The sequence below is a fragment of the Kurthia senegalensis genome, assembly GCF_000285595.1.
Taxonomy (GTDB): Bacteria; Bacillota; Bacilli; order Bacillales_A; family Planococcaceae; genus Kurthia; species Kurthia senegalensis.
On the sequence record NZ_HE611064.1, the window covers coordinates 725,208 to 745,149 of the forward strand.

Annotated in this window: 17 protein-coding genes; all 17 read right to left on the reverse strand. The window is 38.1% G+C overall.

The genetic code is table 11. The features are described 5' to 3' along the window. Positions 1-112 precede the first annotated feature (112 nt). The 17 genes from KSHG_RS03925 to KSHG_RS04005 all read right to left on the reverse strand — a co-directional run bounded on the left by KSHG_RS03925 (position 113) and on the right by KSHG_RS04005 (position 19,941). Positions 113-490 carry a PilZ domain-containing protein gene (locus tag KSHG_RS03925; protein ID WP_010302143.1) on the reverse strand — a complete coding sequence of 126 codons (378 nt, stop codon included), beginning with the start codon at positions 488-490 and terminating at the stop codon, positions 113-115. Positions 491-730: 240 nt separating this feature from the next. Then, positions 731-5,815, reverse strand: a complete 5,085-nt coding sequence (locus KSHG_RS03930; RefSeq protein ID WP_010302145.1) for a hypothetical protein — start codon at positions 5,813-5,815, stop codon at positions 731-733. Between the two features lie 146 nt (positions 5,816-5,961). After that, positions 5,962-6,327, reverse strand: a complete 366-nt coding sequence (locus tag KSHG_RS03935; protein ID WP_010302147.1) for a hypothetical protein — start codon at positions 6,325-6,327, stop codon at positions 5,962-5,964. After that, on the reverse strand, positions 6,327-6,725 hold the full coding sequence (fliS, locus tag KSHG_RS03940; RefSeq protein ID WP_010302148.1) for a flagellar export chaperone FliS: 399 nt from the start codon (positions 6,723-6,725) through the stop codon (positions 6,327-6,329). The genes KSHG_RS03935 and fliS overlap by 1 nt, the downstream gene beginning before the upstream one ends. Before the next feature lie 55 nt (positions 6,726-6,780). Then, the gene (gene fliD, locus KSHG_RS17370; RefSeq protein WP_010302149.1) at positions 6,781-9,057 is read right to left on the reverse strand and encodes a flagellar filament capping protein FliD; all 2,277 of its coding nucleotides are present in this window, start codon (positions 9,055-9,057) and stop codon (positions 6,781-6,783) included. 12 nt (positions 9,058-9,069) lie between these two features. Beyond that, complete coding sequence (locus tag KSHG_RS03950; protein ID WP_010302151.1) at positions 9,070-9,447, reverse strand: flagellar protein FlaG; 378 nt, start codon at positions 9,445-9,447, stop codon at positions 9,070-9,072. Between the two features lie 353 nt (positions 9,448-9,800). Then, positions 9,801-10,610: a flagellin Hag gene (hag, locus tag KSHG_RS03955; protein ID WP_010302153.1), complete on the reverse strand. Its 810-nt coding sequence runs from the start codon at positions 10,608-10,610 to the stop codon at positions 9,801-9,803. Between the two features lie 128 nt (positions 10,611-10,738). Continuing rightward, the gene (locus KSHG_RS03960) at positions 10,739-13,552 is read right to left on the reverse strand and encodes a hypothetical protein (protein WP_010302155.1); all 2,814 of its coding nucleotides are present in this window, start codon (positions 13,550-13,552) and stop codon (positions 10,739-10,741) included. Between the two features lie 167 nt (positions 13,553-13,719). Then, positions 13,720-13,938, reverse strand: a complete 219-nt coding sequence (csrA, locus tag KSHG_RS03965) for a carbon storage regulator CsrA (protein WP_010302159.1) — start codon at positions 13,936-13,938, stop codon at positions 13,720-13,722. After that, the gene (gene fliW / locus KSHG_RS03970; protein ID WP_010302160.1) at positions 13,939-14,379 is read right to left on the reverse strand and encodes a flagellar assembly protein FliW; all 441 of its coding nucleotides are present in this window, start codon (positions 14,377-14,379) and stop codon (positions 13,939-13,941) included. 4 nt (positions 14,380-14,383) lie between these two features. Further along, positions 14,384-14,944, reverse strand: coding sequence for a DUF6470 family protein (locus KSHG_RS03975; protein WP_010302161.1), 561 nt, complete (start codon positions 14,942-14,944; stop codon positions 14,384-14,386). Positions 14,945-14,989: 45 nt separating this feature from the next. Next, positions 14,990-15,910 carry a flagellar hook-associated protein FlgL gene (flgL, locus tag KSHG_RS03980; RefSeq protein WP_010302162.1) on the reverse strand — a complete coding sequence of 307 codons (921 nt, stop codon included), beginning with the start codon at positions 15,908-15,910 and terminating at the stop codon, positions 14,990-14,992. Positions 15,911-15,930: 20 nt separating this feature from the next. Further along, a complete protein-coding gene (gene flgK, locus KSHG_RS03985) occupies positions 15,931-17,847 on the reverse strand; it encodes a flagellar hook-associated protein FlgK (RefSeq protein ID WP_010302164.1) in 1,917 nt (638 codons plus the stop codon). 264 nt (positions 17,848-18,111) lie between these two features. Further along, positions 18,112-18,459 carry a flagellar export chaperone FlgN gene (flgN, locus tag KSHG_RS16090; protein ID WP_010302167.1) on the reverse strand — a complete coding sequence of 116 codons (348 nt, stop codon included), beginning with the start codon at positions 18,457-18,459 and terminating at the stop codon, positions 18,112-18,114. A gap of 17 nt (positions 18,460-18,476) precedes the next feature. Next, positions 18,477-18,740, reverse strand: coding sequence for a flagellar biosynthesis anti-sigma factor FlgM (flgM, locus tag KSHG_RS03995; protein WP_010302170.1), 264 nt, complete (start codon positions 18,738-18,740; stop codon positions 18,477-18,479). Positions 18,741-18,900: 160 nt separating this feature from the next. Next, a complete protein-coding gene (locus KSHG_RS04000) occupies positions 18,901-19,320 on the reverse strand; it encodes a TIGR03826 family flagellar region protein (protein ID WP_010302172.1) in 420 nt (139 codons plus the stop codon). Positions 19,321-19,341: 21 nt separating this feature from the next. Continuing rightward, positions 19,342-19,941 (reverse strand): ComF family protein, encoded by a 600-nt coding sequence (locus KSHG_RS04005; protein WP_026022499.1) that lies wholly within the window; start codon positions 19,939-19,941, stop codon positions 19,342-19,344. Position 19,942: the final 1 nt, after the last annotated feature.

Sequence of the window (19,942 nt, forward strand, 5' to 3'; positions counted from 1 at the left end):
ACTTATTCATATTTTTTATAAATCAGATTGTTTTTTTACATTTTATACACATAATAAAAAAGAGCGCCCCATTCAGACAATTTACTGATTGGCCCTCTTTCTTTTATTATGATTATTTTTTTGAAAAAACTTCTGCTCTACGGCGAAGTTTCAATTCTTCAATGATTGTTTCTTGCAACGCTTCACTCGCATGAAGACGGATTCCATAACGATATTGCTCATCGCCGGTCGGACGATTCCAAACAGCCTCTCCGTCTGCACGAATGACGCGCTCGTGAATTTTAAATTCTAATTGTAAAACACACTCTTCAATATCTTTCGGAAGAGGTTGCAATAATGAAATGCGCAGTCCTTGTGGGCTAATGTCAACAATTTGCCCTTTTGCTTGAACGCCAATCTCCATTGTCGAGTGGCTCACAACACAATCGATTTCAATTGGGTTTTCTAAATTGTGACGAAATGATTCTTTACGTTTAAACTCCATAGTCATTCATCGCTGCCACATTAACTGTAGCAACTTCCCCCTTATCCATTTTAGTACTAGAGTAATGATTCTCTTTTTACATTCATACTCGTATTCTCATATTATACATTTAAATACCATCACTAAACACTACTTTTCAACCATTTCATTCCATATTTTCCCGTTTTTAAAGGATTATATGCGTAAAACTTATAAAAAAAGAGGAAAACTTCCGCATCGCATACGAAAACTTCCTCTTTTTATTAATTAATTCGTCGTTTTAATGACTGCATCTATTACTTTCAATTGATTTTTCATATCATACGCTTTGTAATAGTATGAATAGCGCGCAATAGCTTTCGCTAATGCCGAAACAGATGGCTTCGTACTCGTTCCATTAATTTTCACGTACTTATTAAGTGCAGAACGTAGATTAATTAAATCTTGAACGTTAGCGATATAATTCGTACGATCTTTCGCAACTTGATCGGCATTGTCATCTAAATAAGCGACAACCCCTTCGTAGTAACGAAGCATTTCGTACGGATTACCAGTAATCGACATGCCGTCTTCTTGCAAGTAAGAACCGAGTGGCGCATACGTATATTGCACTTTATTAACGAGCGCATCATACTTCGCCAACGTTTCTGCTTTTTTCAAATAATTTAATTGCTCAGGCGTCAACTGTTCATACGCACGTTTTGCTGCGACATATTGTGAGAAGAAGTTCGTTCCTTTCACAATTTTACCGATTAATTGATCGACTTTATCTGCTGCTTTCACGTCCGGTGATGCGGCCATCGCATTTTTCGCATCTTCATCAGTCGCAAAGTAAGCCGTCATAATCGCTTTCGGATCTGCTTTTAACTTCGCATATAAATTGATTGCTGTTTGAAGAGCCGTATTTTCTTGTTCAGTTTTATTCATCGTCGTTGAAATATCATATGCATCTAAATTTTGAACGATGTCGTCGATTGGTGCATAATCTTTGTATTTCGATAACACTTTACTATCGATCCAAGCTTTTTCATACGGCGTGAAATCAGTGTACTGTGCAACGAGATCTTGTACGTCTAAAATCGTTGACTTGCTCGTTAATTTCGCAACAGCTTCTTCAAATTCCTCGACGCCGCCTACTCGTGAATATTCATTATCAAATGCGTCTTTTTGCACTAAAATTTCCGGCGTATTCACGACGTAATAGCGTGCATTGTTTGATAATTGATTGTACGTATTAATTAGCGTACGCAAAGCTTTCGAATATTTTTCTGCGTCTTTTTCAACGAGTGGTGGTTTCGTCGTTGATGGATCGAAATAAGGTGTCGTGCCGTAAGAAGCGACAAACTTATTGTATAAATCATCTAGCTTATTTGCTGCAACGATATACGCTTCCTGGCGCACGTACGTTTGTAAATCGTCGTTTGAACCGATGACACCAGAACCTGTATTCAATGTTTTATCTTTGTTTGCAATCGTTTTTTGTAGCGTATCGAGCTTTTTATATGCTGCCAGTGCTGTTTGCAATTGCTCCATTTGAGCTTCCGTATACGGCGTTGTTACGGTCGGTGCATCTAATAATTTATCTGTCGCTTGTTTTGCATCACGCAATGCTGGAACTTGCGTCTTTAATAGCGGTAAATATTTGTTATAAATCGTCATCGTCGCTTTCGGAACAGCTTTTTGCACTTCTGCACGTAATTTATAATACATATCATTTACTGCGCTCACAGTTGACGCACTCGCTGTATTATTTCCTTTTACAGAACTGTCTACAGAAAGTAAATCAACGGCTTTAATAAACGCATCGAGTGAATTGTACGCTGCACTATATTTCGCTTTTAAATCTAAAATATTGGATGCGTTACGAACGAACGGTTTAACGTCCGAAGAAGCACGTTCATATGCATTCACAACTTCCATCACTTTTTGTAAGTAATCTGTCGCTTTCGGATCAAGTGCTGTATACAATTGATCAATTTTTGCTGCTTCTTTCACAAATGTAGCATCTGTTAAAAATTCTGGGTCACGAATAACGTTTCGCTCTGTCGTCGCTGTCGGCACATAACATACCGTTCCTAATTGCTCGGCAGGCGTCGTCGGCGTTAACGCGATAATCCCTTGTTGATTCACATTTAAATTGTTGTACGCTGTTAACGTATCAATCAATTTATCCGGCGTAATATCGACGTATAAATAGCTGTAATAAATCGATTCATCCGTACTACACCAGTTGTTATAGAAATATTTGTAACGTGCTACTGCTTGAATATCAAGCAAGACGATATACCCTTTGTATAATGCCATCGTCGCTTTCGGAACGAACGCTTTCACAATTGCATCTGTGTCTACATTCGCATTGTAATAATCTCTCAAATCATGTACATTCCCAAGATTCCCTCCACTACCGAGTGCATCCACTTTCGCTTTAAATGCAAGTGCTGTCGCCTTTTTCTTCGCATATTTCGTCGCAATGGCATTCAACGCATCTGCAGATGTCACGTATTTACGTACCGTATCTGATGCGTTGTCGTACGTCGTATACAGCGTAATTAAATCTGTCGTGTACGTTTTACTAGACGGTTTTAATTCTTGATAAGCCGAATCAATCGTACTCGCTTCTTTAATTTCTGATGATTGACCGAGTGCAATTGCATACGCACTCCCTTTCCCAATTCCATTCATCGCTGCCGCTTTTGGTTGTGTCGTCAATTTGTCGTACAGCTTAATCGCATCTTGAATATTTTTAACGTCTTTCGTCGTTAATTTCGATGTCGTACCGAGTGGTGTCGCTTTCAATAACGTAACCGCATTGTACGCATTCACATACTCGTTATATTTTTTCATAACGGTTTTCGGAATTAAACTTTGCGTGCTCGTATCATGTTCGATCATCGTACTGTAATACGACATCACGTCACCAATGTTCGCATGCGTACTTTCACTATTCAATGCCCCAACTTTTTGCTCAAATGCATTCGCTTTTCCTTGTGGATAGCTGCTTGAAGTGCCTGAAATTAAATTGTAGAACCATTGTAGACGTTGTTGATTAATAACGTATTTCTTCGTTTCAGGTGCAGCAGACTTGTACTGGTTGTACACTTTTTTCACATCGGCTGCGAACGATTTACTACCCGAATTTAATTTTAAAATCGTCGCGTCTAATTTTTGCGCGATTTTAATATTGTTTGCTTCTTGTCCCCAAACACGAGCAATCGGTGTTTTTTCATTGTTTTTTCGTTTCGTAATAATGATGACCGCATCGGCTAAACGTTTTTGTGGTTCAGTGAGTGTATTGTATGTTTTGGCGAATGCGATAATACGATTTTCATCCGCCGTATTGTAGTTATAGTCTTTCCCTTCAATTTGAAGTTCCGGACTTGCTTCATACGGTTTATTTTGTAATTGATCTGCCACTTTATTTCCTTCTAAAATTAATGCCGGAAGTGTCGTATACAACGTATAATTTTTTACATCGGTTTTAGAAAGCATATCGAGCGCAGCTGGGGCACTCGGATTTTTTGCTTTCAGTGCAACGAGTTGCTTGTACGCTTTAATTAAATCGTCCAATGCATTGTTAACAGCTAAAAGGCGTTCTTTTGAATTAGTAGATGGCTTCACAACACCATTAATTTTTGAACCTTCCAAACCGTCTAAGTTTGCTAACGTTTTCCCATTTTTGTCTTTCCCATTATCTAAATTTTGCAGCATCGCGATAAATTTCTCAGCGTCTTGAATTTGTGTTTTGTACGTCGTTTGAATGTCTGTGATTGCTTTCCCATCCGTAACGTATTTCTTCACGTCATCTTCTGCTTTGCCGTACGCACCAGAAGAAGCAATCATCGCATTGATGTCGCCTTTTTCAAAGGCTTTTACGTACGTGCTCTGAATTTTCTCTCCAGCTTTCAATTGCGTTTCTTCCTTCGCAAAATTCAACTCCGGTGTCGTCGCAAGTTCTGTATCTACGAGTGCCTTTTGCTCTTTACCGAGCGCTTTGTACAACGTTTGTACATTTTTAATCGCCGTTAGTTGCTTCGCTGTCGCAGGCGAAGTCGCCGTTACGCTCGCATAGTTCGGTAAGCCGTCGATGGCTGTAATGACTGCAGGTACTTTGCTATAAGCCGTATACGTTTTAAGCAACGCACTGTCGACGTATTTTTTCAAATCGGCTGGTTTTTTCGGCATCGTCGATGTTAATTCTGCATAAGCAGACGTCGCATCTTCAATGGCTAGTAACGTTGGTGCATCAGATAACTCTTGTGCTTTTTTATTAAATTCATCAATTAAATTTAAAGAATCCGCATATTTCGTCTCCATTTTACCGAGTACGTCATACATTCTTTCTGAAAAATAATTATCAGGTTGTGTGTATTCATCCGCTAGCTTACTAAATTTATAAGCCAAATCGAATGTCGATGCTGTATATGTTGACGCTTTCGGATCCAATTTATTGTATGCCACGACAAGCGCATGCGTATCATGAATTTGCTTTTCATCTTGCATGAACGCTTCGATTAATGCCGTTTCATCTTCATCAAATAAACTTTTTTGGAAATCGTCCATTTTTTTGTAATTCGCAAGAAGCGATAATAAGTCTGACACAAGTGCTGACACGTCTGTTTTGTCGATTGCTTCTGTCACATCTTCAATCGTAAGTTCTTGGTCATCATCATCCGTCAGTAAAGAACTAAGTACCGATTGTACTTGTGCTTTTGCCGTAGCGGAAGTCGTATACGTTTGAAGCGTCGCAACTGTTTTTGTCGGTACGAGCGCTAATGTCACCGCATTCATCGATGCATAAGTTTTTTGCGCAACGACTACTTGTTTCGGATAATTCGTCTTCGTAATCGCACTTACTTGTTTTTGAAGCGTCTTTGCTTTTTTCTCATATGCCGCAATCGTAGAAACGTGCTTCGTCAACTTCGCTTTATTCGCAACACCTGCACGATATACAGTCGGTAAACGATCGTATGCTTTTTTCGCCGCTTTCACGTCTTTCACATACGTTTTTTTCGTTGATTTCAGTGCAGTAATTTGCTTTTGTACTGCCGTAATTTTCTTCTCATATGGTTTAATTTTCTTCACATGGGCTTGTAATGTTTTCACATTCGATACGAGTTGTTTATCTTTTTTAGAAAGCTTCGCATACGCTTTCTGTGCCGCCTGCACTTTCGTTAAATAAGTTGTTTTTGTTGAATTGATAGCTTTAATTTTTTGAATAACGGCTTTCGCTTTCGCTGTCGGTTTTTTCGTAGCAGCTTGGGCTGTCATCCCACCATCGGGATAAGCAGCCGTCAGCCAAACAGGAACCGTCAACGCAAAAACGAGACTAGCCGATACAATGGATTTGCGCACAAAACTTCCTCCTCTTTGTTGTATGTAAACGTAGTTCTAATAAGTTCATGAATATTCGTATACCTTTACTATCGTCAACATGCGGAAAATATCAAGATAACAAACGACAAAAAAACAGCCCCGATTATTCATCGAAGCTGCTCATTTTATTTGCGTTTATCGTAATACGTGCCGTCCATCGTGCGCACCGCACTGTACGGGTCCGCGTATTGCACTTCGGATTTCTTCGTCTTCTGCAAGTTTTTCATATCGATTGCGATCGTTTGTTTAAACGTCTTCAACCGCTCCAAAATCCCCGCATCCAATTCCCGAAGTTGCGACTCATATTCATGACCGATAACCGGATTAGGCTGTGCCTTAAGCAACAGATCAATCGTCTGTCCACGCGCATCCAACAACTTGTGCACGAACGCAATATGCGCATCACGTGCATCCTCTTTATCTTCCGGTTCTTGTCCTAAGTACGTATATAACTTTTCCGATAATAAAAGGAATTGTTTCACCGTATCCATTACACTTGATTCCCTGAAAATTGTTGCTGACGATTTTTTTGAATAACTTGCTTCCACGTATCGCGGAATTCTACAACAAGCCCTTCCACTTCATCTAAAATCGACACATCATTTTTAATGTTCGCTTGCGTTAATTGACGATTCATATACTCATATAATCCAAACATATTTTGAGAAACAGGAATATCCATATTTAATGTAATCATTAACTCTGAAATAATCGCCTGTGCCTTTTGAACATATTTATTACGATTTTGAATATCTTGTAATTCAATTGCTTTTCTTGCTTGATGAATGAATTTAATACATCCATTGTAAAGCATTAATGTCAGTTCACCTGGGGACGCGGTCGTAATACTATTTTGTTTGTATGCATTGTATGCATTTTGTACTGACAAATCTAACAACTCCTTTTAAATAAAAACTCTTTCCATACTTTTAATTATATACATATTAAGATGAGAAAATAGATGATTGGTTATTTGCTTTTTGAATCGCTGTCTCCATTGCAGAAAATTGATTCCAATAACGCTCTTCAATGTCTTTTAGGCGTTCTTTCCAATCATTGATTTTTGTATCCAATGACATAATATTTCTGCCTAGCGTATATTGATTTTCAACCATTGTAGTTTTACCAGCTGATTTTTCAATGTTCGTAATAGCTGTCTGCGCTTCTTTACGAATCTTACTAACAATTCCTGGATTCTCTGTAGTCCCAACAAAAATCTTGCCTAAAATATCAGGATTTTTTTCAAGTGCTGTACGTAATTTTGTTTCATCAATTTCCAATTTACCATTATCAGACCAGCTTTTCGAAGATGAAATCCCAATATTGTATAGCGTTTCTTCACCCGTTCCACTATTTAAAATCGAGCGCATTTTCGTTAATAAATTACTAATATTGGTATCACCTTTTAATAATCCAGCTTTTGCTTTTTCTTCCCATTTGCTAATTTCAGAATCTGTCATTTCAGCTTTTTGCGCGTCTGTTAACGGCTCGTAGCTCACATTACGCTTTTCTGTTGTTTTTGAATTCAATGATTTAATTAAATCATTATACATAGTAACAAATTCTTTTACCTTATCAATTGAGCCGTCTACATTAGACGTAGAAGAAATTGAAACATTATCACTTGAAGTGATATCTTCTTTCAATTGGACAGTATATCCTGCAATACTAAATGTGTTAGATGAACCTTCATAAGTCACACCATTAACTGTTAAACTAGCTGAAGATCCACCATCTGCTAATGCTACTTCTCCATTTGCATTGGCTGTACTAATCATACCTAACTTATTAAATAATGATAACCCTTGAGCATTTGATATTTGTTGACCTTCTTGAACATTATAATTTAACAAACTCACTTCAGGTATATCAAGTCCTGATGAATCTTTTGCCGCACCTGTATTATTTGATGTGATACTCATTTGTCCATTGTTAAAAATAGCTGTTACACCTATATTCGCACTATTAATTCTGCTCATTAAAGAATTTATTGTATCTGAACTATTATATTTAATTTCGGTATCTTTCATCGACCCATCATTCTGAATAGATCTCAATGTGAATGAACCATCAGAACTAAATCCAAGTTCCTTCAATAATGTAGTTCCTTGTGTTACTGAGTTAACAGGTGAGTCTGTATTCTTTTCAAATAAGCGTTGACTGTTTTGAACTTTATTTTCAAAACCAAGACTCTCTTTCAAAGATGAATCTTCAAGAGAAACTATTCCTGCTGTTGAAGTTATTGATATTTGCCCAGAACTATTTAAAGTTGCTTTAAGTTGCGGATCATTTTCTCCTGTACTTGTTACATTAATTTTTTCGAATAATTTCCCAATAGTATCATCAGAAGCATCATAAGTAATTGTTTTCTTACTATCGCCTATATTGAAAGTTAGTGTCCCTGATTGTGGAAGACCTAATTCAGATACCTTTGTATCTTTAGTAATAGCTAACTCTTTACCATCAACATCTGTTACTTTTAAAGCCTTGCCTAAAGCAGTCGTATTATTCTTCATACCTAACATATTTAAATTTTCTAATGTACTACTATCATTAGATGTAACCGTTCCTAATGATGAACTAATTGATAGTTTACCATCCGTTATAGATGCCTTAAAAGCCGTTTTTTCCTCACCATCAATTGTTAAAGTAGTAGAATTTAAACGTTTTACTAAATCCCCCAGTGTATCATTAGAAGATACAGACACTACTGTTTCTTGACCTGCTACTGTCAATTTTAGTTCTTGACCCGATAAATTCAAACCTTCAATGTTTGAGATTTTTGTATTTTCATTAACACGTTGTTGTGTAATAGAGTTTTTAACTGCACTACCAATAAGATTTGTAGATGTAGCCGATTTTGCTGCAGTAGCGCGATCAATATTTAACGTACCACTTGCTGCACTGCCTGCCTGCACGGAAACTTTAGAACTTGAACTCGTTACTGTCTTACTTGACCAAGAACTGCTTAGACCAAATTTATCCCATGTATCTGTTCGGAAAGTATTTAATGATGTATTTACCTCACGATATGCATCACGTTTCCATTCATATTTTTGTTTCTGTTGCTGAAGTTTCTCCATCTGAGCACTTTCAGCTTTCATTAATTTTTCCATAAGTGAATCAATATCCATTCCAGATACTAAACCACCAATTTTATTTTTATATTGTAGATAAGAATATGCTGTTTGTGAACTACTAGTGCTATTTACTGCTGCCATTATTTTCCCTCCTTATGCTTGTGTGTCAAAAATTTTCCCGGCTAATTTCTGCATTTCATAATATGCATCTAATAATTGTTTAGGCGGTACTTCTTTGATGACTTCTTGTGACTTAGCATCTACAACTTCAACATAATAACGTTCTAAATCTTTATGGAAAACAAATTTAGAATTGCGTTGCTTATGTGCCATAAACTCATTCATTTTATTAACAGCTGTTTGATATGCCTGTTCTGTCGGATTCCCTAGTTCATCTGTCATTTCAGAAATATCTATACCACTTTTCGAAAATTGCTTAACTGTATTTGTATGATTGACTGATTCCATATTTTTTTGATTTTTTATTGGATTACTAGATATATTTTCTAACTTTAAATTAAGAACATCCATAACTACTACCTCCTTTAATTTTTCTTTTATCTTTGTTTTTATATCGGTTTATACGACTAAAATTGAAATATTCCTTAAACCTTTTTATTATTGAATTTCTTAATTGAAGACTGTTTACTACTATATTAGAAAACTCCCCTCTTATGACAACTTAGTAAATTGTAAAAATAATTAGTTATAAATAAAATTCAGATGATAAAATCATTTTCTAAATTCCCCTTGAAAGATACACTATAACTACTTCGAATATCATATAGCCTCCCTAACAAAATGTTATATTTTCTACAGTATGATAAAAATTTCAAAAAAAAAAACGCTCAGACAAAAGTCTAAGCGTTTTAGCGTTTGATTGATTATTGTAATAATGAAAGAACGCCTTGTGGTTGTTGATTAGCTTGAGCTAACATTGATTGTGCAGCTTGAGTTAAGATGTTGTTCTTAGTGAATTCCATCATTTCTTTCGCCATATCTGTATCACGGATACGAGATTCAGCTGCTGATAAGTTTTCAGAAGTTGCACCAAGGTTGTTGATAGTATGTTCTAAACGGTTTTGAACAGCACCAAGGTTTGAACGATTAGTAGAAACCGTTTGAATTGCTGTATCAAATGCAGTAATAGCCGCTTCTGCGTCTGTTTGTGTAGCAACTGTTGAAGCCTTAGTTGCTAAAGTAGCTGTATCTGCTTTAGTAATTTTTAATGCAGTTATTTGACCTTCATTTGCACCGATGTGGAAATTACCATCAAAAGTACCATCTAATAACTTTTTAGTATTGAATTCAGTATCGCCTGAAATACGATCAATTTCTGAATTTAATTGAGTAATTTCAGCTTGTAATTGTGTACGATCATCATCAGTGTTTGTATCATTTGCTGCTTGTACTGCTAATTCACGTTGGCGTTGTAAAATTGAGTGAGTTTCATTCAATGCACCTTCAGCTGTTTGAATTAAAGAAATACCATCTTGAGCATTTTTAGAAGCCATGTTTAAACCTGAAATTTGACCGCGCATTTTTTCTGAAATTGCTAGACCTGCAGCGTCATCACCAGCACGGTTAATTTTATAACCTGAAGATAATTTTTCTAAGTTTTTAGAAGCTGCCGCGTTATTTGATGTTAAGTTACGGTGTGTGTTTAAAGCTGCAATATTGTGTTGAATTCTCATTGTGAGATTCCTCCTTGAATGTTTGTATTTTCCACGTCCCTGTGGAGTTGTTTAGCAAGTTCCTTGCTTTACATTGTATATATCGAATCGTTTTTGAAATGTTTAACTCTTTTTTAAAATTTTTTTATTTATTGTGTCACTTCTAATGTTATTGTCGGGATATTGTATGCATTGTGATACATATCTTGTAGCTTAGTTAACACTTGCGACGAATCTTTTAATTGGAATGTAGACGTTCCGACTACACTTGCTGTGCCGTTATTACCTGATGGTGTAATCGTCATGACTTTCCCATCCGAAGATAGTGCAACCGTCCCGTACGTATACGAGTTTTCTTCAACTTTCACAACCACTTCTGTTCCAGTTGGCAATTGCATCGGTGTATTAAATGTAGCGACAATTTTTGATACCGCTTCATTTTGCTTCATTTGTAATGTAACAGTTTGTGCTGCCACATTCCCTTTTACTTCTATTCCATTGTTCATCGCAACGATACTCATTAACGTCGGCATGACGGTTTTCACTGCTAATACATTTCCGTACGGTGTTACTTTCCCATCTTTCAACAATGCCGCTTGAATCGTCACATCAATCGTTTTGTCGTCCCCGTCAATATGTTGCGTCAAACTAGATACAGCAATGTCAGCAGTCGTTTGCGATTCTGCTTTTTGGTGCTGTGGTGTATTCGTACCATCAATAATAGACAGTAATTCTGATAAATAAATCGTTTCACCTTTTTTAAGCGTACGTGTGTTAAGGTCGATGTCTTTATTTATTTTTATAATTGCCTCTGTTTCGTACTCATCTAACACTTGTTGATATGCTGCTATATTTGTCGGCAGTGTCGTCACAATCTGTCCATCGACTAAACTCAATTGAATGTTATCGTACGTCGCTAGCGCTTCTTTCACAAGATTTTCTGCGATTGTCGTTTCTAGTTTTACTTGTTGATGTAATGCCGTTTCATATTGCTTCAAAGCGGTCACGTCTTCAGTCAGTATAAAGGGACGCGCTTTTGCATTCGCTCGGGCATTATTGTACGCCGCAACAGCCGCTTTAATTTTGGTAATTTGTTCCGACGTGTATTTCGTCGCCATCTCAAATGTATCAACCGTTACATTTGAAAAATCGAGTACTGGTACAGCTTGTGTCCCTTTCGTTGAAACAAACACTTTCCCCCGATTATTCGTCACGACATAATTTGAAAATGTTGTCGTATCAACTTGACCGCTTATGATTTCTTTCTTCTCAGCACCGTTTGTGAAAGTTGCTGTTTTCGAACGATTATCAACCGAAAGCGTATACACTTTCCCATCTAATTGAATGGATTGATCGACGAAGCGAACGGACGTCTTGCCAGTCAATTCTTTTAATTTCGCTTCGAATGTGTCTACTACCGGTTTGCTTTCAAAATAATTCGTTTGTTTCGTAGTAAGTTGACGATTCGCTTTGAACATTCGATAATTTTTCACGAGCGTTTTCACTGCACGATCTGCTTTTTGATAATCTGCTTCTAATCCATTAATTGACGTAATCAATGCTTTCGTTGTCGTATCATCACTATTTTTTGCCAAGCTGCTCACGTCGAGCGTATCAATTTCTTTCATGATGACGATTGCCGCTTCGTGATTTTTCAACGTTTTCACAGTCGATACCTTCACTTTTTTCTTATATTTTGGCAATAAAGCATTATAATGCGCACGTGCATCTTTAATTTCTTTTTCATACGCATTTAAATCGTTTTTATAGCGTAGTTTCGTTAATTCTTTTGAAACGCCTGATACATTTGATGATACGAGTTTCGTTTCTAACGTTTGCTGTGCTGCCGCTTCTTTCGTTATTTTATTGTAAAAAGCTTTTTGCTCGGCTGTTACTGTACGTTTTGCTGCTGCGCTTAGACGATTGTACACCGTCTTCATTTTTTGAATAACTTCAATTTGCGCATCTGAATATTTCGTCGTACCCGCAACGAGTTTCGCATAATTGGCTACGGTCATTTTCGTAGATAACCCATATCCTGTCGTTTGAGGAATCGTCGCTGTCTCTTCTATTTTCGTAACGACGATTTTACCTTGTTCAAGTGTCAGCTTATACGTATTGAAAAGCGTCGCTGGCGAACTATCCGCATCTTTGTTCTCGATCGTAAACGTATCATTCGTCAGTGGCACATTTTCTCCACTAGAATCCGTCACGCTAAATACACCGTTCACCTTTTTCGCATCGTATACGTCCGAATCAATTTTAAAGCGGCCGTTGCGTGATGAAATCGTCGTCGCTTCGATTGCGACCGTGCCGCCATTATGCAATACATCATACAAATCAATAAAGTTTTTCGCATAATATTGCGCGTTGACGACATTTTGCTGCGCTTTCACTTTTTTCACGAGAACATTATACGTACGGTATTGTTTCGCTAAAATTTGTCTCGCTTGAACAGTCGTCGCTACTTTTTTATATTCAACTTGAAAGTTAGCAAGTGCCTGTGCAGCCTCTACTAACGTTTTGTTCACTCCACGAACCGTTATTTTTCCTTTTTTATCCGTAGTCGACACCGTGTCGACTACGTTCCCTGTCATCGTATACGTTTGAATGGCATTAATTTGAGCGGCAGTCGGCAATGCATTCGTCGCTTGAAGCAGTGCTGCCGCATTCGCCACTTTTACATGCGCTGCTAGTTGCTTCGCATTGCTCACGTATTTTTGTTCTGCTGTTGTCAATGCATCAAATGCTGCTTTCGCTGCTGACACGTCTGCTTGGTACGTTGTATGTTCCCATTTTAGTGCCTTAATTTTTGAACGTACCGCTTTCGCTTTTGTATGCATTGCTGCCTCTGCTGTCGTCACTTGCTGTGGCGTCGTGATTGCTGTCTCCATTACAACGGTACTGAGTGCTATCGTTGCAGCGAGTGTAATTGCTACGTATTTTGATTTCTTCTGTTTCATAGAACCCACCTTCTCATCATTATTCTCTCTTTCATTATCGGCAACATTCTTTACTATTCTTCTTTTTTCTGTCAATTCAATATATCAATTGAATTGTTCATTGATAATTTTCACATAAAAAAAGAAGTCACACATTACGTATGACTTCCACTTTGAAACGTATATTGTTATTCCCAATCGTTTAACATCGTTAAATCAAAATTCGTATTTAATGCCGCTTCATTTTCTTTTTGAATCGCTTCAAAAATTTCATGACGGTAAATTTTTAACGTCTTCGGTGCATCAATACCTATTTTCACTTGATCGCCATCGATGCCGATCACCTTCACTTGAATGTCATCTCCTAACATCAACGTCTCACCCGTTTTGCGTGTTAGCACTAACATTTATTTCACACTTCCTTCTACTGATTTCAGTGGGAAATGAAGTAAATCTTCTTCTGATGGCAGAACGATTTGTTTCGCTACTTGTTTTTTCTCGTTAATTACGACAGGCGCTAGTAAATTAATCGTCGACTGTAATAACGTATCTTTCAACGTCAAAATACCATAAACGAGCACATCTTCCGCACGTTCAATTTCTAACTTCTCTACGTCTGATTGTTGTAAATCAAAAGCGTAATCTTTTTTAAATGCGTACGGTGTCGCTACCATGAATCCTACTTTTTGTGTATGAATCGATTGTAGTACGAGGAAGGGCGATGCTTCATTTAATGGAATTAACACAAATTGCTTCTCTTCTTGAAAACCCGGAATGCCTTCTGGAAACGTAATAATTGCTTGTTCTTGAATCGTTACTTCGCCTAAAAATTTCGTTTGAATGTTCATTTACTTATTCTCCCTTAATAACGGTCGTCTCGACAGAAGCACGTTGTACCGTCGTTCCTGTCACAGTCCCCGGTGTAAAGTTACCTTGAATATCTCCTAGTGTAACATCATATCGCGGTGCATGTTGTGTAATATGAATGTCCAATCTTCCCGCAACGTACGTAGATTTCACCGCATCGACAGAAGGAATCCATTTAATTGCAGAACGAACCGGTTCAATCCCTAGTTTTCCCTTCGCAATTTGCGCCACTTTATTGCCACCTGACTCGATATGCATCATTTGATCGCCTTCTCTTGCACGTCTCGCTGTTCCAGCTGCGACGTCTTGCAATCCTTTTTGTGCAGCGTTTCTTCCGGCTTCAAGTGGTGTAAATAAGCCCATATCTCGCCACGCTTGTGACTGGTCGATTAATAACTTCGCTGCCTCCGAACTAATTTCGAGCGTTGCAGCAGGTTGTTCGATATTCACTCTCGCATTACTTGAATGCATCGTAAGCTTCGGTTGTGTTGAATGAATTTCTACTTTTTGGTCCGTCGTACGAATGTCCACTCGATCTATTTTCATACGATTCTCTCCTTTCAAAAAAGCCCGCACGAGGCGAGCTTTTCATTAGCGAATAAAGTCAACGAGCGTCTGTTGAATAATACGACCACCTACAGAAAGTGCCGCATTATGAATCGATTCTTGCGTAATTAAATTCGTAATCGCTTGTTCATACTCAACATCTTCTACATTCGATTGTTGTTTCGTTAACGTAATTTTCTGCATAGCTAAACGTGTATCCATCATATCGACACGATTTTGTTTCGCTCCGACATTTGCGACTTCTTTCAGCACTAAATCAATCGAACCTTGAATCGTTTCATTTGCTTTATCTTCCGCAGAGTTCGTACCACCAAGAAGCGCTCCAATATCCGCTCCAGATGTCGTACCGTTCGTACCGGTAAGTGCCGTTTCAATTTTCGCAAATACCGTATCTAATTTCTTGAATAACGTTTGGGCACCTGTCGTATTTACATCTAACTCAATCCCGTTGTAAATTTCAAGAGTTGCGGATTGATCCATTCCTGGTAGTGACTGCATTACACCATCTTTATAAAGTGGTTCACTCGTTCTCGTCCCACTGAAAATATACGTATCACCGATTTTCGTATTGCCTAAATCGTGAACTTCCGCTTGAATTTGTTTAATTTCTGTCAGCATCTTTTCACGGTCAATCGTTTGGTTCGTGTCGTTTGCTGCTTGTGTAATAAGTTCTTGTACACGGGCCATTGCACTTGAAACGGATTGTAATGCAGAATCTGTCGTATCTAAAAATTTCGTTGCCGTATCTAAATTTTTATCGTACTGTGCATTTTGGTTCAACTGTGTACGATAGCTCATCGCCTTCGTGACACCTACTGGATCATCTGACGGGCGTAACAATTTAGAACCTGTTGATATTTGTTGTTGTAAATTCCCCATTTTATTGTAACTCGTATTTAAATTACGGAGCATCGTATTCGAAAGCATTGATTGAGTTGTACGCATTATATTATTCTCTCCTCACGCTATAAGCCAACTCGGCCCATACCATTAATAATTTTATCTAATGTTTCGTCGACTACTGTCACCATACGGGCAGATGCATTGTACGCTTGTTGGAAACGAATCATGTCGGTCATCTCTTCATCTAATGAAACTGTCGTCACTGAATCACGATTGTTCGAAATCGTTAAACGAATCGTACCTGAATTGTATTCCATTTTCACAGCTTTTTCGCCTTCTGTACCAACGTCTGCTACCATCGATTCGTAAAATTTCTGTGCAGATGCCTCGTTCAAACCTGTATTAGGTTTATTGCTTAAATTAGAAAGAGCTAATGCTTGTTTGCCATTCCCCTCTTCTAAATTCGCTGTGGACGCTGCAATATTGTTAAAATCTTTCATTAAGTCACTTACTTTAATCGTCGCTGCTGTAACTTCTACACCATCCTCAAAGAATGCTTTTCCTTGAGGAGATGCTGTCGTACCGTCTGCCGATAATCCATAGCCAAGTTTATGTAAATCGTTAAATTGTTTCGCAAATTCACGCGCTAACTTATTTAAGTCTTCCAATTTATCATGGAAATAGCCATGCGTTGTAATCGTTGCTTTGCCATTCGCATCTAACGTTACATTTCCTTGTAGATCTTTTGCCACTTCTGCTTTTCCGTAAGAATCAATATAAGAAACGATTGATCCTTTGTTTGCTTGCATATCTTTTACATCCGTTTTCGATGAAGACGTCGTCGTTGTCGTTTCAAGTGAAGCATCTTTAATTGTTTTTTGATCTGCCGAAACGTTTAGCTTCAACGTCATCACTGGATCATTAGCTGTCGCACCTGGTATCGTAATCGAACCGTTTTTAAAATCAGCTAATACAGAATTCCCGTTATACGTCACATCCGTAATCGTCCCATTCGCATCTGTCGTAATACCTAATGCAACTGTTGAAGCGCCTCCTGCAAAATTAACTGTATTCACTGTACCGGCAGCTAATGTCGCTGGTGTCATCGTCATTTTTTCTGATGACGTTTCTTTCAATTCAATTTTCAAGCTCCCGATTGCTTCAAACGTATCACTAACTGAAAGGTCTTTCTCAACACCTGTTTCATCGAATGTTTGAAGCGATACCGTTGCCGCAAATGATTTTTGCGTTTGGCTCGTTGATACGAGTAAGTTTTTCGTACCGTTCGCATCTACATAATAGACGTTCATGGAACCTTCTGCATCAGGTCCAGCTAAGCCGCCTGATTGTACATTTTCTGTACTAATCGGCATGTACTCTGCTAATTCATCTAATAATAAATCACGTCGGTCGTACAATTCATTCGGAATATAGCCATTCGGTTCGACTGTTTTAATTTGATTATTAAGAGAAGCAATTTGGCTTAAAATGGAATTGACATTATTCACTGTATTCATTGCTTCGTACTTTAAATTCGTTTGGACTTGCGTCATTTGTGTACTCATATAATTAAATGAGGAAGCTAAATGTGCCGATTTCGTATACACAACTTGTCGTGCTGCAGAAGAAGAAGGTGAATTCGCTAGTTCTTGCCACGATGAAAAGAAGTCTTCGAAAGCAGCTGATAATCCGTATTCTGAAGGCTCTGACATGATGTCTTCCATTTGGCTAATCGAATTCGTTTGTTGTGTCCAGTAGCCTAAGTTATTCGTTTCTTGACGGTATTGCTTATCGATAAATGTATCGCGTATACGTGTAATCGATTCAGATGTAACACCTGTACCTAAGTGACCTGCAAACATCGGCGTATTTTGGCCGATGCCTGGGTAACCTGACGTCGCCGCCAAGTTAACGCGTTGGCGCGTGTAGCCGATCGTATTCGCATTCGAAATGTTATTCCCTACTGTATATAAAGCAGTTTGCTGTGCGCTTAAACCACGTTTGTTCGTTTCAAGGCCCATAAATGTTGAAATGCCCATTTCGTTTCCTCCTATTTTATATAAATATTTTCGTCGTTCATTACTGTTACTATAATCGGTCTTTTTCAAAAAAATTAAAGTAAAAAACAAAAAACGTTAAAATGCTTTCGCACTTTAACGTTTATGCTTGTGAATCAAATCGTCCTTTTGAAGCCGTGCTACGTACGCCTTGCTCATTTCCGTAATTGAAATTCGCTTCTTGTGGGCGCATTAAGTCAAGCGACATATTAACAACTTGAAGTGAGTTGTACAAAAGGCTTTGATTTAAATCATTTTTTCTTTCAGTTGTGTCACGACCGTTAATAAACCATCTCTCGCTTTTGCCAACTGCTGTTTGTCCGCTTCATTTGAAATGCGCGCAAGCAGCTCTGTCATCGTCGGTTGAACACCCGTCACTTGTTTAGCATTGAAAAAGACATTCACTGCTTTTTGACGTTGTTCTTCTAACTGAGCAATTGCCGAAATATGCGTTTGTTCGTCGTTGATCACTTTATTCAATTCATCTATATTACCGTCTGTAATCAGAGCTGTTTTGCTCGTCTCTAATTTCAAAAGGCTTTGATGCATAATCGTTAGTTTCGTCATAATTGATTGAATCGTTTGTACGGACATTGTCTGTTCCCCTTACGTTATCGACGGTAATGGTTCAACAAATCTTGCGCAAGTTTTTTCGAATCAACTTGGTAAGTTCCGCTTTGAATTTGTTCTTTCAACGCCGCTACTTTTTCAGTACGTGTTGCTTCATAACCTTGAACACCTTGTAAATCCTTTGCCTGTGAAGAAATTTCAAGTTGGTCTTTAAAAGTTTTGTTCGTTGCTTTCGCCGCAGATGCTTTTGTTTGTTGCGCTTGATATGGATTAATATTTGAAACACCGTATGATTGAATTTTCATCTTGGAACCCCCTCTACTTCTTTTTGAATACTTACCCGTTATTTCGGAGAGAAATAGGAGATGTTAAGCATTTTTTTCGAAAAGAGAAAGTTTTACTATGTCACTTTTAAACATCTAGTCCTATATACCATAACTACAAAATTTAAAAAGGTACATAGTATTAGTAGCGTTTCGTCTTTTCTGAAAGATACGTGCCGCGTTCACGACGTGCAACACCTTCTCTAAATTCTCTTCCCGCTTCAAAGACGTTTAAATCTTTTTGGAGATTCGTCGAGCAACTTTCACATAGCTTTCCTGTTTGTGTCAGCTTGCCACAATTATCACAAGGGTAGCCTAAATTCGGGAAAAGCGCTGGCTGTAAACGACCTTTGCGCACCCACTTATGAAGCATCTCTTCCGTGCATCCTGTCGCTTCGACAATGCGCTCAATTGTAGCAGCACGATTCTCACGGCGACGTAAAAAGCGATAAACTTCCTCGTATTTTCTTTCTTCATCTGCTCCACAGTTTCCACAAACGTCACGAATACCAATGTCATTAAATAATTGCCCACAGATCGGACAGTTCTTTACTTCACCCATTGTTTGTTCGTCCCCTTTCTATTACGTACGTGCCGAAATTAAAACGAGTACGTCGATTTTTTCGAAACCTGCTTGTCGCAATACGTGCGTCGCATGTCGAATCGTCGTTCCAGTCGTAATAATGTCGTCCACGATTAAAATTGGTCTATTTTTCTTTAATTGTATAGTATTTCGGCAAAACAATATACGACTATTTTCTCGTTGTTCTTTCGTCTTTTCACTTTGAGATGCCGTCGTTGTTTTTTCGAGTAAATGAACGTAAGGGACACTTGCCGCTTCCAACAATTCGTCGATGTGCGCAAATGTACGCTCTCGCTTTTTGTCTGGATGCATTGGAATCGGCACGATTGTATATCCTTTATACGCTTTCAAGGTCTCACGTAATACATCGGCAAAAACGACTCGGACTACATAGTCTTTCAAAAATTTATATCGAAATAAATACGACTGCATCGCATCATTATAATAGTAAAGTGCTTGTACGTTTTCGTATGGCTGCTCTTCCACTCGTTCAAATTGTGCCATACATTTCTCACAAACGCTTTGCTGCCGTCTTTTCCTAAAAAAATCCCCCCACGTCGGAATCGCTTCTAGTAGAGCATCGCATAATAAACAGTTCATG